Annotated in this window: 15 protein-coding genes; 3 read left to right on the top strand and 12 right to left on the bottom strand. The window is 61.0% G+C overall.

All coding sequences use genetic code 11. The features are described 5' to 3' along the window. Positions 1–203 (top strand): hypothetical protein (locus INQ47_RS10315; protein ID WP_404701632.1); only part of this gene is annotated, 203 nt, incomplete at its 5' end. A 186-nt stretch (positions 204–389) separates the two neighbouring features. Here INQ47_RS10315 and msrQ read toward each other — a convergent pair. The 9 genes from msrQ to mrcB all read right to left on the bottom strand — a co-directional run bounded on the left by msrQ (position 390) and on the right by mrcB (position 10,248). Continuing rightward, on the bottom strand, positions 390–1,001 hold the full coding sequence (gene msrQ / locus INQ47_RS10320; RefSeq protein WP_404701633.1) for a protein-methionine-sulfoxide reductase heme-binding subunit MsrQ: 612 nt from the start codon (positions 999–1,001) through the stop codon (positions 390–392). Further along, entirely contained in the window at positions 1,001–2,014 is a 1,014-nt protein-coding gene (gene msrP, locus INQ47_RS10325) for a protein-methionine-sulfoxide reductase catalytic subunit MsrP (RefSeq protein ID WP_252460766.1), read from the bottom strand. Before msrP ends, msrQ begins: the two co-directional genes overlap by 1 nt. Before the next feature lie 79 nt (positions 2,015–2,093). Next, positions 2,094–2,945 (bottom strand): CDP-diacylglycerol--serine O-phosphatidyltransferase, encoded by an 852-nt coding sequence (pssA, locus tag INQ47_RS10330; RefSeq protein WP_021784770.1) that lies wholly within the window; start codon positions 2,943–2,945, stop codon positions 2,094–2,096. A gap of 150 nt (positions 2,946–3,095) precedes the next feature. Then, positions 3,096–4,112: a ketol-acid reductoisomerase gene (gene ilvC / locus INQ47_RS10335; protein ID WP_021784771.1), complete on the bottom strand. Its 1,017-nt coding sequence runs from the start codon at positions 4,110–4,112 to the stop codon at positions 3,096–3,098. Between the two features lie 55 nt (positions 4,113–4,167). Continuing rightward, the gene (ilvN, locus tag INQ47_RS10340) at positions 4,168–4,659 is read right to left on the bottom strand and encodes an acetolactate synthase small subunit (RefSeq protein WP_003250040.1); all 492 of its coding nucleotides are present in this window, start codon (positions 4,657–4,659) and stop codon (positions 4,168–4,170) included. Between the two features lies 1 nt (position 4,660). Further along, positions 4,661–6,385 carry an acetolactate synthase 3 large subunit gene (locus tag INQ47_RS10345; protein WP_028697593.1) on the bottom strand — a complete coding sequence of 575 codons (1,725 nt, stop codon included), beginning with the start codon at positions 6,383–6,385 and terminating at the stop codon, positions 4,661–4,663. Between the two features lie 408 nt (positions 6,386–6,793). Then, entirely contained in the window at positions 6,794–7,126 is a 333-nt protein-coding gene (locus INQ47_RS10350) for a YqcC family protein (RefSeq protein ID WP_019099850.1), read from the bottom strand. Next, positions 7,126–7,911 carry a M48 family metallopeptidase gene (locus tag INQ47_RS10355; protein WP_289711638.1) on the bottom strand — a complete coding sequence of 262 codons (786 nt, stop codon included), beginning with the start codon at positions 7,909–7,911 and terminating at the stop codon, positions 7,126–7,128. The genes INQ47_RS10350 and INQ47_RS10355 overlap by 1 nt, the downstream gene beginning before the upstream one ends. A 15-nt stretch (positions 7,912–7,926) precedes the next feature. Beyond that, on the bottom strand, positions 7,927–10,248 hold the full coding sequence (mrcB, locus tag INQ47_RS10360) for a penicillin-binding protein 1B (protein WP_392522036.1): 2,322 nt from the start codon (positions 10,246–10,248) through the stop codon (positions 7,927–7,929). 115 nt (positions 10,249–10,363) lie between these two features. Here mrcB and INQ47_RS10365 point away from each other — a divergent pair, with 115 nt between their 5' ends. Further along, positions 10,364–11,926, top strand: a complete 1,563-nt coding sequence (locus INQ47_RS10365; RefSeq protein ID WP_209963428.1) for a bifunctional aminoglycoside phosphotransferase/ATP-binding protein — start codon at positions 10,364–10,366, stop codon at positions 11,924–11,926. 158 nt (positions 11,927–12,084) lie between these two features. Then, complete coding sequence (locus tag INQ47_RS10370) at positions 12,085–12,363, top strand: TfoX/Sxy family protein (RefSeq protein ID WP_003250025.1); 279 nt, start codon at positions 12,085–12,087, stop codon at positions 12,361–12,363. Positions 12,364–12,543: 180 nt separating this feature from the next. Here INQ47_RS10370 and INQ47_RS10375 read toward each other — a convergent pair whose 3' ends face one another. The 3 genes from INQ47_RS10375 to INQ47_RS10385 all read right to left on the bottom strand — a co-directional run bounded on the left by INQ47_RS10375 (position 12,544) and on the right by INQ47_RS10385 (position 15,282). After that, positions 12,544–13,428 (bottom strand): ChaN family lipoprotein, encoded by an 885-nt coding sequence (locus INQ47_RS10375; RefSeq protein WP_404701634.1) that lies wholly within the window; start codon positions 13,426–13,428, stop codon positions 12,544–12,546. 103 nt (positions 13,429–13,531) lie between these two features. Then, complete coding sequence (locus INQ47_RS10380; RefSeq protein ID WP_252460772.1) at positions 13,532–14,299, bottom strand: heme ABC transporter ATP-binding protein; 768 nt, start codon at positions 14,297–14,299, stop codon at positions 13,532–13,534. Further along, complete coding sequence (locus tag INQ47_RS10385; protein ID WP_252460801.1) at positions 14,299–15,282, bottom strand: iron ABC transporter permease; 984 nt, start codon at positions 15,280–15,282, stop codon at positions 14,299–14,301. Before INQ47_RS10385 ends, INQ47_RS10380 begins: the two co-directional genes overlap by 1 nt. Between the last annotated feature and the right edge of the window lie 39 nt (positions 15,283–15,321).

The following is a 15,321-nucleotide window of genomic DNA, read 5'->3' on the forward strand; positions in this document are numbered from 1 at the left end:
ACTCATTGAATTTCAAGGAGTTTGTCGTTCCGTTGTCGCTGGAAGTGGGGCGCATTATAAGGGGATTCGAGAGGGCGTCAACCTTTAATTTCAAGAAAGTGAAATATAAGGGGAAAAGACCGTATCGAGGCTGCCAAGTGTTCGCCACAACAGTTTCTGCGCCTGTGAGACCGAGCGCCGCCCGCGCGGCGCTTCGCGGGTAAACCCGCTCCTACGTTTGTTTCAGGCCAATTATGCCTGTGGGATTCGCGCGCGAACGCTTTGGTGCCTGTCTCAATATCGCGTCGAACAAACAAGCGCTCGATCTCACAGACGCCAGAGAAACAAAGGCGGGCCCCTCCACTGCCATTGCTATCTCAAGACAGGCCCTTGGCAGCCCCGCCCCACTCTCAAACCGCCCGACCCTGCTTCCTGGCAACCCTGGGAAGAACCTGCGCAACAGCAGGAATCCGCAACACCATCAACACAGCCCCTATAGACGCATAGATCGCCCACTCCCGAAGGTCCGAGCGCACGATCCACAGGAAATGCAGCAAGCCCAACCCAAGCACCGCATACACCAACCTGTGCAGCTTCTTCCACCGCGCCCCAAGCCGCCGCTGGCTGTACCGGTTAGAGGTGACCGCCAACGCCAGCAAACCCAGGAACCCCAGCGCTCCCACAATAATGTATGGCCGCTTGCTCAGTTCCACCGCCAACTGCCCCCAATCCAGCCCCAGAATGAAAAACAGGTAAGCCAGGATGTGCAGCACTATATAGGCGAACACCCACAACCCCAGCTGCCGGCGAACCACAATCCAGCCAGACCAGCCCGTCAGCTTCTGCAGTGGGGTCATGCTCAAGGTCACCAGCAAGAAGGTGAGCGCCCCAAGCCCAAGACGGTCCATCATGATCTTCCCGGGATCAGGCCCCAGCAGGTTCATCGCCGCTTCATATAGCCACCACACCGGAAACAGGCAGCCCACGACAAAGATGGCCAAGCGAAACCAGGGGTAACGCATCAGTAGTTCTTCCGCAGATCGAGCCCGGTATACAGCGACGCCACTTCATCAGCGTAGCCATTGAACATCTGTGTCTCCCGCACGTTGGGGCTGAACAACCCGCTGGGCAAGCGACGTTCGCGCGCCTGACTCCAGCGCGGGTGGTCGACAGTCGGATTCACATTGGCATAGAAACCATATTCATCCGGCGCCAGCCCTTCCCAGGTAGTACCGGGCTGCTCCGCTACCAGGCTGATGCGCACAATCGACTTGATGCTCTTGAAGCCATACTTCCAAGGCACCACCAGACGCAACGGCGCGCCGTTCTGATTGGGCAGCTCCCGGCCGTACATACCCACCGCGAGAATTGCCAGCGGGTGCATCGCCTCATCCAGGCGCAACCCTTCTCTATAAGGCCAGTCGATCAAGGCAAATCCTGACCGCTGCCCGGGCATATGCTGAGGATCCTTCAGCGTTTCGAAACGCACATAACGCGCCCTCGAGGTCGGCTCGACCTGCTTGAGCACCTGAGCCAAAGGGAACCCCAGCCACGGAATGACCATCGACCACGCCTCTACGCAGCGCAGCCGATAGATCCGCTCCTCAAGCTGATAGGGTTTTACGAAGTCCTCCAGAGCATAGCGTCCGGGTTTGCCAACCTCACCATCCACCACAATGGACCACGGTTCGGTCTTCAGGCTGTCGCCATTGGCCGCCGGATCGCCCTTGTCGGGCCCGAACTCGTAAAAGTTGTTGTAGTGAGTGGCATCCTTGAACGGCGTGATCGCCTCGTCCTTCACCGTCACCGCTTGCCAGCGCGTGGCCGCGAGCTTGTCAGTGAACCAGGCCGGCGCGGCCCCAGCCTGCACATCGGCATAACGCGACACTTGCGCCGCGCCCACCCCACCCGGAAATGCGCCTAGCGCCAAGCCAGCCAATGAGCCGCCCAGCAGGGTGCGACGGGAAAGGTAAATGCTTTCGGGGGTGATCTCCGACGCCTTGCACTCGGAAGACCAGGGAAGCTTGATAAGCATGAACGGCTCCATAGCACTGAGTAACGGATGTACCAGTAAGACTATGGAGCCGTGAGGTTATTCCAACGTTAAGTGATTTTCACACTTTGCGACGGCGCGCCTTCAGCAGGAACTGGATCGGCCCCGATGCTGCATAGGCAAGGAAGATCAGCAGAAGGATACGCGGCGGGTCGCTGAATACGACGGCAAACACCAGCACCACCGCCAGGATCGCCACGAACGGCACACGCCCCTTGAGGTCCAGCTCCTTGAAGCTGTTGTACTTGATGTTGCTGACCATCAGCATGCCAGCAGCAGCCACCAGCAGCGCCACCAGGAACGACAGCTTGGAGCCCTGGATGCCATAGTCGCTGAACGCCCATACGGTGCCCGCCACCACACCGGCGGCAGCCGGGCTGGCCAGACCGATGAAGTAGCGCTTGTCGGCGGTACCGACCTGGGTATTGAAGCGCGCCAGGCGCAACGCGGCACCGGCCACATAGATGAATGCAACCATCCAGCCGACCTTGCCCATGTCACCCAGCGCCCAGCCGAAGGCCAGCAAAGCCGGGGCCACGCCGAAGGCGACCATATCCGACAGCGAGTCATACTCGGCGCCGAAGGCACTCTGGGTGTTGGTCATGCGCGCAACGCGGCCGTCCAGGCCGTCGAGCACCATGGCCACGAAAATGGCGATAGCGGCAAAAGCGAAGTACTTGCTCGCCTCGCGCGGGTCGCCGGCACTCAGGGCGCTTTGTGCACTCATCGAGCTGATGATGGAATAGAAACCGGCAAACAGGTTGGCGGTGGTAAACAGGTTGGGCAGTAGGTAGATGCCGCGGTGGCGCACCTTGCGGCCTTCGGCGTCATGCCCTTCTTCAACGTGCTCATCGACAGGTAGCAGGCTTTCGGCGTCGGAGGGCTTGTTCGGCTCTTCGGGACGTTCGCTCATGGAGGGTACCTTGCAACAGGATGGAAAATGTTCGACACGGGCCCGCGAAACAGGTTCTGACAGCGAGCCACTGGTCTGCTTTATACCAGAAGCGGGATGCCAGAACGAAAAAACGCGGCCAAAGCCGCGTTTTTCATCTTTCGATAAGACTTAGTTCTTGGTCTTGTCGACGATTTTGTTAGCCGAGATCCACGGCATCATCGAGCGCAGCTGCTCACCGATGATTTCGATGCCGTGAGCGGCGTTGTTACGACGCTTGGCGGTCATCGATGGGTAGTTGGTAGCACCTTCGGAGATGAACATCTTCGCGTACTCGCCGTCCTGGATGCGCTTCAGAGCATTGCGCATGGCCTTGCGGGATTCTTCGTTGATGACTTCCGGACCAGTCACGTACTCACCGTATTCGGCGTTGTTGGAGATCGAGTAGTTCATGTTGGCGATGCCGCCTTCGTACATGAGGTCTACGATCAACTTCAGCTCGTGCAGGCACTCGAAGTAGGCCATTTCCGGCGCGTAGCCAGCCTCGACCAGGGTTTCGAAACCGGCTTTGACCAGTTCGACGGTACCGCCACACAGAACAGCCTGCTCACCGAACAGGTCGGTTTCGGTCTCGTCCTTGAAGGTGGTTTCGATGATGCCGGTGCGGCCACCACCCACGCCCGAAGCGTAGGACAGTGCGACGTTCTTGGCGTTGCCGGAAGCGTCCTGGTAGATAGCGATCAGGTCAGGGATGCCGCCGCCTTTGACGAACTCGGAACGAACGGTGTGGCCCGGGGCTTTCGGCGCGATCATGATCACGTCGAGGTCGGCACGCGGAACAACCTGGTTGTAGTGGATCGAGAAACCGTGCGAGAAGGCCAGGGTAGCGCCCTTCTTGATGTTCGGCTCGATTTCGTTCTTGTACAGAGTGCCCTGGAATTCGTCCGGGGTCAGGATCATGACCAGGTCAGCCGCAGCGACAGCGGTAGCAACATCAGCAACTTTCAGGCCGTGAGCTTCAGCCTTGGCAACGGTAGCCGAACCTTTACGCAGACCGACGGTAACGTCTACACCGGAGTCTTTCAGGTTGCACGCCTGAGCGTGGCCCTGGGAGCCGTAACCGATGATGGCGACTTTCTTACCCTGGATGATGGAAAGGTCGCAGTCTTTATCGTAGAAAACTTTCATGAAAATACCCCTGGTTATATCTCGGCCCCTGCGGAGCCATCGCTAATTTTTAAATTTAGATGCTGAGCACTTTGTCGCCACGGGCAATGCCGGTAACGCCGCTGCGCACGGTTTCCAGAATCGATGCAGTGCCGATCGCCTGGATGAAGCTGTCCAGTTTGTCGCTGGTACCGCTCAGCTGCACGGTGTACACGCTGGCGGTCACGTCGACGATCTGGCCGCGGAAGATATCCGTGGTGCGCTTGATCTCGGCGCGCTGGGCACCGGTGGCCTTGACCTTGACCAGCATCAGTTCACGCTCGATGTGAGCGCTTTCCGACAGGTCGACAAGCTTGACCACTTCGACCAGCTTGTTCAGGTTCTTGGTGATCTGTTCGATCACTTCGTCATGGCCAACGGTGGTCAGCGTCAGACGCGACAGGGTCGGGTCTTCGGTCGGCGCTACAGTCAGGCTTTCAATGTTGTAGTTGCGCTGGGAGAACAGGCCGACCACACGGGACAACGCACCTGGTTCGTTTTCCAGCAGCAGGGAAATGATGTGCCGCATATCAGGTACGCTCCGTCTTGCTCAGCCACATGTCACGCATCGAGCCATCCTTGATCTGCATCGGATAGACGTGCTCACTGCGGTCAACCGCGATGTCGATGAACACCAGACGGTCCTTCATCGCAAACGCTTCTTCCAGCTTCGGCTTGAGGTCTTTCAGGCTGGTAATGCGGATACCCACGTGGCCATAGGCCTCGGCCAGCTTGATGAAGTCAGGCAGCGACTCGACGTACGAGTGCGAATGACGACCGTTGTAGGCCATGTCCTGCCATTGGCGGACCATGCCCAACACACCGTTGTTCAGGTTGACGATCTTCACCGGCAGGCCGTATTGCATGCAGGTGGACAGCTCCTGGATGTTCATCTGGATACTGCCTTCGCCGGTCACACAGGCCACGTCCTGATCCGGGAAGTTGAGCTTGATGCCCATCGCCGCCGGGAAGCCGAAGCCCATGGTGCCCAGGCCACCGGAGTTGATCCAGCGGTTTGGCTTGTTGAAGCGGTAGTACTGCGCGGCAAACATCTGGTGTTGGCCCACGTCGGAAGTGACGAAGGCATCGCCATTGGTCACTTCGCACAGTGTCTCGATGACTTTTTGCGGTTTGATGACGTTGCCATCGCCCTTGTCGTAAGGGAACAACTCGCCATTGCCACGCCATTCGTCAATCTGCTTCCACCAGGCATCCAGCGCCGCCTTGTCAGGCTGCTCGCCGATTTCCTTGAGGATGCCGAGCATTTCGCTGAGTACGCTGTCGACCGGGCCGACGATCGGCACGTCGGCCTTGATCATCTTCGAGATCGACGCCGGGTCGATGTCGATGTGGATGATCTTGGCATTCGGGCAGAACTTGGCCGGACCGTTTACAACGCGGTCGTCGAAACGCGCACCGACGGCAAAGATGACGTCGGCATTGTGCATGGCCATGTTGGCGGTGTAGCTGCCATGCATGCCAAGCATGCCGAGGAACTGGCGGTCGGTACCCGGGAAGCCACCCAGACCCATCAGGGTATTGGTAACCGGCAGGTTCAGCGACTTGGCGATTTCAGTCAGGGCTTCGGAGCCACCGCCGAGGATCACGCCGCCACCGGAGTAGACGACCGGGCGCTTGGCAGCCAGAAGCATCTCGGCAGCCTTGCGGATCTGGCCGGAGTGACCGCGGACCGCCGGGCTGTAGGAGCGCAGCTTGACCTTTTTCGGGTAGACGTATTCGAACTTTTCAGCCGGGTTGGTCATATCTTTTGGAATGTCGACCACGACTGGACCTGGGCGACCGGATTGCGCCAGGTAAAAAGCTTTTTTCAGAATTTCAGGGATCTCGGTCGGGTTCTTGATCATGAAGCTGTGCTTCACGATCGGCCGCGAGATACCGATCATGTCGGTTTCCTGGAAGGCATCGGTGCCCACCATGGTGCTAGGCACCTGGCCGGACAGGATAACCATCGGAATCGAGTCCATGTAGGCGGTGGCAATGCCGGTAATGGCATTGGTCGCGCCAGGACCGGAGGTTACCAGCACCACACCGGCCTTGCCGGTGGCGCGAGCGTAGCCGTCCGCCATATGGGTTGCCGCCTGCTCGTGACGAACCAGGATGTGTTCCACTTCCGGTTCTTTGAACAGTGCGTCGTAAACATGCAGGAGAGCACCACCAGGGTACCCGTAGATGTGCTTAACGCCTTCGTCACGCAAGAAGCGGACGACCATCTCAGCGCCAGATAAAAGCTCCACGTTGTTCACCTCTAAAACGCCAGAATACCGCCCTCACTGGACGGGTCTTAATAGGTTTACTGCCAAGCAGAGCATGAGCGAACGTCAGCACTGACTGAGCAAGTATTGGGAGATCCCCAGAGTGTTGCGGGGGTTTCCCACCCAGCGCGAGGTAACGCGTTGCGGGGTGTAACAGGTCGGCGCGGGTGTGCACCTCATGATCTGCTTAGCGGGTCTGCTTCTGGCAGTCCCTCTACAGCGGAAGTTGGATTCTTGTGATTCGGCGCCAACAAGTCAAGAAAAATTATTGCCAATTTTTCCCCAAGATGAATTCCTGCCACCACTAAAAATCGCTTCAGCAGCAGAATTAAGAAGATTTCCAATAAAAAGGGCCACAATCTGCGGCCCTGGAAGGAAAAACTGAAGAAATCAGGCGGAAGGAGCGATCAATTGATCAAAAGCTGCCAACAGGCGCCGTAGCTCACGACTTTGCTCCGGCCGGTCGGTAAACACGGTTTCGGCCATGACAAGGATGCTCGATGCATTGGGCAACGGGTGGCCCAGCTCAATGATGATCTTCATGCGGGGCAGGAAGATCCATTGCAGCCACTGCTCGAAACTGAGGGTATCCACGGCGAACGGCACCGTACTGGCCAGTGCCTCGTCGCTTGGCGGCTCGTCATCCCACCAGCCTTGCACCTGCAGTTCACGCTCGATCAATAGCAGGTGGTCGGCAATATCCAGAATACGTTGCTCGATCATCACGAATTGACCCGCGCCTTTTGCCGGGCCAGCGCCGCACCAGCGCTGTCACCCTGCTTTTCACGAGCCTGGGCGATCGTGTTCCATAGCTCGGCCTGCAGGCTTGGGCGGCCGTTGGCGTAGGTCAGAGCGCGACGCGCCAACTGCTCGGCCTGCGCTGCATCACCTTGCGAGAGGCGCACCTGGGCCAGGCGATACAGCACCTGCGGCTCACGCGGAGCAATACGCTGGGCACGCTCCAGGCTCGAGGCGGCACCGTTGAAGTCGCCACTGCCCTGCTGCGTCTGCGCAGTGGTCAGCAATGCCAGCACCGGGCCGTCCAGTTGCTCGTCGGCCGACAGGCCACCGGCGGCAGCGCTGCGCGGAATACCGGTTGGCGCACTGGCGCTTTGCGCAGTGCTGTTCATCGCGGCAATGTCGAAGGGTTCATCGGCAATCGGGTTGGGATTGGTGGTCATCGGTGCCGAGCTGACAGGGCCAGGAGTGATCGGCCCTGGAGTGATCGGTGCTGCGCCATTGTTCGCCGGGAACGTCTGGATGGCCGAAGCGCCTGCGCCCTGCGGGATCATCACGGTGACGCCGGAATCCTCCGGCAGCGTCTGCGCCTGGGCGGTGCCGGTGTTATAGCCACCCGCCGAGCGGTTGGCCGTCACGCGCTCGCTGTTGGACACACGGGTGCTCGAATCGACCACCGGAATATTGCCACGCGGGACGCTGGAGCACCCCTGGAGCACAGCCAACGCCGTCACGGCAGGAAACAGCCACTTGTTCACGTCACACCTCATCAATGCAGCCTGTGCTTAATTCATCCAGCCCTTGACCCAGTCCATTACCGATTCGACTGGATCCTGCTCGCCGCCACAGGTTGCGCCGGCCGGCGGCTCACTCCCGCGAATATACGGCATCTGCACCGCTCCCGGACAGCTGGCATCAGACCCATGGCCAGTGTACGGGTCGATCCAGGCCTGCACCACGTTGTCCGGTTGCGGCATATCCAGTGGCAGCGGGTCGGCCTTCTTCATGAAGCTGGTCCACACCTGCAAGGCTCCGGTGGCGCCGGTAAACGGTGTCTTGCCGTTATCGTCACGGCCCATCCACACCACGGCCAGCAGATCCTGACTGAAGCCGGAGAACCAGCTGTCACGCGAGTCGTTACTGGTACCGGTCTTGCCCGCCAAGGTCAGCGAGCGTGGCAAGGTGTTGTACACCGAGCGCCCTGTACCTTCGCGCATTACGCGCTGCATGGCGTTCTGCACCAGGTAAATGGCACCCGGGTCGAAGGTTTGCTGGATCTGGAACGGGTAGCGCTTGAGCGGCTCGCCCTCGGCGGTAAGCACGCTGCGGATACCGCGCATCGGCGTGTTGAAGCCGCCGTTGGCGATGGTCTGATACATGGTTGCCACCTGCATCGGCGACATGCCACCAGCGCCCAGCAACATGGCCGGGAACGCTGGCCAGTCGACATTCACCCCCAACCGACCAATGGTCTTGATCACGTTCGGCACGCCCACTTCCAGGCCGAGCTTGGCGGTCGACAGGTTGTACGAGTTGGCCAGCCCCTGGTACAGGTAGATAGTGCCGTGCGGGCGACGATCATAGTTTTGCGGGCGCCAGACTTGGCCGTCAGCCCCCTTGACCGAAAATGGCTCGTCCTGCACCCAACTGGTCAGGGTGTATTTGCTCGGCTGCTCCAGCGCAGTCAGGTATACCGACGGCTTGACCAGCGAGCCGATCGGCCGCACGGCATCGATGGCCCGGTTGAAGCCGGCGAAGCCTGCCTGGCGGCTACCGATCAGCGCCTGTACTTCACCGGTCTCAGGGTTGGTCACGACCATTGCCGCTTCCACCTCGTCAGCCCCCTTGCGGCCCGACAGGCGCTTGAAGGTCTCTCTCATCGAGGTTTCGGCCTTCATCTGCAGGATCGGGTCGAAGCTGGTAAAGATGCGCAGGCCTTCTTCGGTCAAGTCTTCGTCGCGGTAGTCCTGACGTAGCTGTCGCTTGACCAGGTCGAGGAAGGCCGGGAACGAGCTGTCGGCCAGGCTGCCACGCTTGGTTACGCCCAGCGGCATTTTCTTCGCCGCATCGACTTCTGCCTGGCTGGCCACGCCCTGCTCGGCCACCAGGTCGAGCACCAGGTTGCGGCGCGCCAGGGCGCGCTCGGGGTGACGCCGCGGATTGTAATAGGACGGGCCTTTGACCATGCCCACCAGCAGGGCGATCTGATGCAGTTTCAGCTCGGACAACGGCTGACTGAAGAAGAACTGGCTAGCCAGGCCAAAGCCGTGCACGGCGCGTTGACCGTCCTGGCCGACGAACACCTCGTTGAGGTAGGCCTCAAGGATTTCGCGCTTGTCGTAGTGCAGTTCGAGCAGTATCGCCATCATCGCCTCGGTCAGCTTACGGCTGAGGCTGCGCTCGCTGCTGAGGTAGAAGTTTTTCACCAACTGCTGGGTCAGGGTACTGCCACCCTGGCGCATAGAGCCGGACGAAGTGTTGACCCACATGGCCCGGGCGATGGACTTGGGCGACACGCCGTAGTGGCTGTAGAAGTCGCGGTCTTCCGTGGCTACCAGGGTTTCAAGCAGATATTTGGGTACCTGATCGATCTTGATCAGGATGCGGTCCTCGAGATTTTTCGGGTAGATGCCGCCGATCATCAGCGGCTCCAGCCGCACCACGTCAAGCGACTTGCCGTTGGCACCGGAAAGGCCCGCAACGTAATCGCCAGAGAAGCGCACGCGCACGAACTGCGCCGGTTCCATGCCCTCGTAGAACTGGAAGCCACGGGTATTGAGGTCGACGGTATTGCCGTTGACGGACGCAGCGCCGGGGCCGTTGGCCGCGCTTTCGCGACGGTAGCCAAGCGCATCGAGTTCGGTGAGGAAGTCGTTCTTGCTCAACTTCTGGCCGGTGAACAGTTCCAGCGGCCGGGCATACACCTTGGCCGGGATGGTCCAGCGCTTGCCGGAGAACTTTTCCTGGACGACGGCATCGAGGTAAACCGCGAAGCCGGCGACGATCACCAGGCCTACCAGGCTGAGCTTCAAAGCCCAGCCCAGCCAGGCGCGGGAGCGGCCGGTCGGGCGTTTCTGAGGGGTGCGGGAATTTCGGGTTCGGGTCATGGCGGCGGATTATACGCACTTTATAAAGGCTGGGCAGACGGCCCAGCGGTAGGCAGGGACGGCACCATTGACCATAATGGCGCATTCGAATTCCCTTGCCCCGGAAGGATTTGCCGTGAGCCAAGCTCTTATTACTGCGTTGCAGAACCCTGCCCTGTACCCTCATCCCGTGGATGGGTTTCAGCTCATCGAGACGCATATCTCCTGGGTCCTGCTCACTGGCGAGTACGCCTATAAGGTCAAGAAACCGATGAATTTCGGTTTCCTGGACTTCACCGGGCTGGACCAGCGCCAGCATTTCTGTAACGAAGAGTTGCGCCTGAACCAGCGACTGACCGAAGGCCTGTATCTGGAAGTGCTGCCGATCACCGGTAGCGTCGACGCACCGCAGATCGGTGGCGAAGGTGAAGCCATCGAATACGTGCTGAAGATGCGCCAGTTCCCCCAGGGCCAGATGCTCAACACCCTGCAGGCCAATGGCGAACTGAACGCCACGCACATCGACCAGATGGCCCGGCAGATTGCCGAGTTTCACCTGCAGGCCCCACGTGTGCCGATGGAGCACCCGCTGGGCACGCCAGACAGCGTGATGGCACCAGTGGAGCAGAACTTCGAGCAAATTCGCCCATTCCTCAGCGACAAAGCCGATCTGCAGCAACTCGACGCCCTGCAGGCCTGGGCCCGCAGCAGCTTCGAGCGCCTGCACGGCCTGCTGGAAAGGCGCAAGGCCAATGGCTTCATCCGTGAGTGCCACGGTGACATCCACCTGGGCAACGCCACCTTGATCGATGGCAAGGTGGTGATCTTCGATTGCATCGAATTCAACGAGCCTTTCCGACTGACCGACGTCTACGCCGACACCGCCTTCCTGGCCATGGACCTGGAAGACCGCGGCCTGAAGTGCCTGGCCCGACGTTTCATCAGCCAGTACCTGGAACTGACGGGGGACTACGAAGGCCTGGAACTGCTCAACTTCTACAAGGCCTATCGCGCGCTGGTGCGGGCCAAGGTCGCACTGTTCAGCATGCCGGCCGACGCTGATGGCGTGCAGCGTGCCACCACCCTGCGCACCTACCGCAACTACGCCAACCTGGCCGAAAGCTACAGTGCCATCCCGTCGCGGCTGCTGGCCATCACCCATGGCGTTTCGGCGGTGGGCAAAAGTCACGTGGCCATGCGTCTGGTCGAGGCCTTGGGTGCAGTGCGCGTGCGTTCGGACGTGGAGCGCAAGCGCCTGTTCGGCGAACAACAGCAGGCCGACGCCGGCCAGCTGAGTACGGGCATATACGACCAGGAGGCCAGCGCAGCGACCTATCAGCGCCTGCACGAGGTGGCAGCGACCGTGCTGCGCGCCGGCTTCCCGGTGGTGCTGGACGCCACCTACCTCAAGCGTGAGCAGCGCCAGGCTGCGGCAGACGTTGCCAGCCAGACCGGAGTGCCGTTCCTCATCCTCGACTGCCACGCGCCGGAGGCGGTCATCGCCAGTTGGCTGGAGCAGCGCCAGGCCGAAAACAGCGACCCCTCGGATGCCACGCTGGAGGTAATCAAGGCCCAGCAGGCCAGCCGTGAGGCGCTGGATGCGCAGGAGCTGGTGCACAGCACCCGCGTCGATACCCAGGCTGCTGGCAGCATGGACCAGGTGATCGAGCAGATTCGCCAGCGGTTGCCTGGCCTGTAAGTTCGTCATCTTCCTGTGCCTACCCCCGAAGGGGCAGGCACAGGCCGCTCACCCTCCGATGGCAAAAAGCCGCATATTTCCCAACCCCCGCTACACTCCTCTCAGACCTGCTCGCGATTTATCCCCCCATTCCCGTTCAGCCATCGCAAGGAGGCTCGATGAACGATGAATTGCAGCATCTGAAGAACCTTGGCAAGACTTCTGCGCAGTGGCTGCATGCAGCTGGCATCCACAGTGCATCGGATTTGCGCCGCCTGGGCGCGGTGGGTGCGTACCAGGCCGTGAAAACACGAGGGTTCCGTGCATCGAAGGTGCTGTTGTATGCCATTGAAGGCGCCCTGCTGGACATGCACTGGAACGATTTGCCGCTCGAACGCAAGGAAGCACTCAACCAACAATTGGACGCGAAAAACCCTGCGCAAAAAAAACCAAAATAATCGGGGTAAAGGGATTGACGGCTAAATGAGAATTGTTATGATTATCGCAACTGGTCGCGAGACTGGTTGGATAAGCTAAGAGCCCCTGGTTCGGACTCTCAGATTATCTCCTCATCAGGCTAATCACGGTTATTGACCCGGCAGTTTGCCGGGTCTTTTTTTGCCTGTGCTTTTCAAGGTTCAACGCCGCAATTGCGCACAGTAATCCTGCTCCGGCATCGCTGCCGTGTACCACACATAGTCAGCCTCGCCAGGCTCGACTCGCTCGCCCACCTCAGCCAGCAGCAATACCTTGCTCTCGTCCGACGCCCCCAGGTCAGCCAGATGCAAGGGTATGCCCAGGTCCTTGCGTACATGGTAAGCCCCGGCAAACAGCAGTGCCGGTTGCGGCGCCGCCAGCAAGCGCTCGGCCATGCGCCGGTCGCGCTGCTGCTGAACGGCCAGCATCGCCGGTAACTGGCTTTCCGGCAGCATCCCGCAATGCCCGGCGCGCACCTGTTCCAGCAAGGCAGCCTTTACTGCGGGTGCATTGGACTTTTCGCCCTGCACCGGAGCCGGTTGTCGATAGGCTTGACGCATCTCGGCGGGCGAAATGTTGGCTGCCAGCAACGTCACCCGATGCTGCAAGGCTTCGGTGACAATCGGCCCGTACAACTGCCAATCCCAGCCCTCCTGCCAGGCCAGCGCCTTGGGCAAGTCTTCCGGCAACGGCTGCCCCACCAGCTTGTCCACCCGTGACTGCTGTTCGGGCTGCAGCATTTCCAGCAACAGGCTGCCCTGAGTGCGCTGGCTTTGAAGAGCGCGCAGCAGCCATAGCTGCAGCGCGTGATGGTCAGGGTTGTCGTGCTTCTCGCCGACAAGCACGCGGGGTGCGACAGCCAGGCGATGCACCAGCTTTTCGGGGCTTATGACCTGCTCATTGGACAGATCGACAATCTTCCCCTGCTCGGCGTGCGTGCGACCTTCACTGCTCTGCCAGGCGGGCAACGGGGGCAGGCTGGCCTGACAGCCGCCTAGCGCCAGTACCAGGCACAGCGAGAAACCGGACAGCAGCGGGTGTCGCATCGGCAGTTACTCCATGTCATCCACTATTTGAATGGCCTGCGCAGGGGGGCGGATCTGTAGCGAGACAAGGCCGCTTCCACACAGGCCGTACATGGCTTAAGAATCAGCGGGTGATGATCAGCGGATGCCCGCGCTCGGGGTGCGCTTGCACCAGTACGTCGATACCGTACACCGCCTTCAGTGCCGCTGGGGTCAGTACCGCTTCGGGCGTGGCAAACGCGTGGCAACGCCCCTGCTCCAGCAACAGGATACGGTCACAGTAACGCGCTGCCAGGTTCAGGTCATGCAGGATGACCAACACTGCCGCACCGCAGTCGGCAAAGCGACGTACGGCTTCCAAGGTGGTGTGCTGATGCAGCGGGTCGAGCATCGAGGTCGGTTCGTCGAGCAGCAACGTGGCCCCCTCCTCGCCCGGCCATAGCTGCGCCAGCACGCGGGCCAGGTGCACCCGTTGCCGCTCGCCACCGGAAAGCGCCAGGTAACTGCGCCCCACCAGGTGCCAGGCATCTGCCGCCTGCAACGCCGCCTCGACAATTTCCGCATCACGCCGCTGCCCGGTGCCATGAGGCATGCGCCCCATACCCACCACTTCCTCGACCCGAAACGAGAAACCCAGGCTGGACACCTGTGGCAACACTGCCAGGCGCCTTGCCCGTTCCTGCCCGGCCCAATCGGCCAGGGGGCGGCCCTGCAGCGTCACCCGCCCGCGGCCGGGCGCCAGTTCACCGCACAGCACACTCAGCAGGCTGCTCTTGCCGGCGCCGTTGGGGCCGAGCACCCCCACGACCTGCCCCGGATGCAACTGCAGATGGATGTCGTGCAGCACCTCATTGCTACCCCTGCGCAGATACAGGCCCTCTACTTGCAACATCAGCCGCGTCCTCGCATCAGCAGGAACAGGAAGAACGGCGCACCAATGAAGGCCGTGACGATACCAATCGGCAGCTCGGCAGGCGCCAGCAGCAGGCGCGCCGCCAGGTCGGCGAACAACATCAGCACACCGCCGGCCAGCAGCGAGGCTGGCAGCACTACACGGTGATCGGGCCCGGCCAGCAGGCGTACCAGGTGCGGCACTACCAGGCCGATGAAGCCGATCAACCCGGCTGCAGCCACTGCCGCCCCAACCCCCAGCGCCGTGCAGAACACCAGCTCACGCTTGAGCCGCTCCACGTCAACGCCCAGGTGACGCGCCTCCGACTCCCCCAGCAACAGGGCATTCAGCGCCTTGGCCCGGCGTGGCAGCCACACCGCTACCGCTACCGCCACCAGCAACAATGGCCACAGCCGCTCATAGCTGGCGCCATTGAGGCTGCCAAGGTTCCAGAATGTCAGCGTGCGCAAGGTGGCATCATCGGCCAAGTAAGAGAACAGCCCCACGACCGCACCACCCAGCGCGGTCATGGCCACGCCAGCCAGCAGCATCGTGGCAACGTTGGTCTGGCCATCGCGGCGCCCCAGGCGGTAGACCAGCGCAGTGACCCCAAGCCCGCCGACAAAAGCGCAGAACGACAGCAGATAAGGCGCGAAGGCATCCGGCATGCCACCAAACCAGGCGCCGCCAACTATGGCAACCGCTGCCCCCACTGCGGCACCGGCGGCAACGCCTACCAGCCCGGGGTCGGCCAGCGGGTTGCGGAACAGCCCCTGCATGGCCACCCCGGACAGAGCCAGCACCGCGCCCACCGCCAACCCCAACAGGGTGCGCGGCAAGCGGATCTGGCCAAGGATCATCTCGGCCTGCTGCAGGCCATCTTCGGAAACAGGCAATCCCAAAAGACGCAGCCCAGCGCGCAGCGTATCGAGCATTGGCAGGCTGACTGGCCCCAGCGCCAGTGACAGCCAGATCGCCAACAGGCACAACAGGCTCAGGCTAATGAACAGCGTACGTGACTG

The organism is Pseudomonas sp. 3HC3 (assembly GCF_044904505.1).
In the GTDB taxonomy this organism is placed as follows: Bacteria; Pseudomonadota; Gammaproteobacteria; order Pseudomonadales; family Pseudomonadaceae; genus Aquipseudomonas; species Aquipseudomonas putida_Y.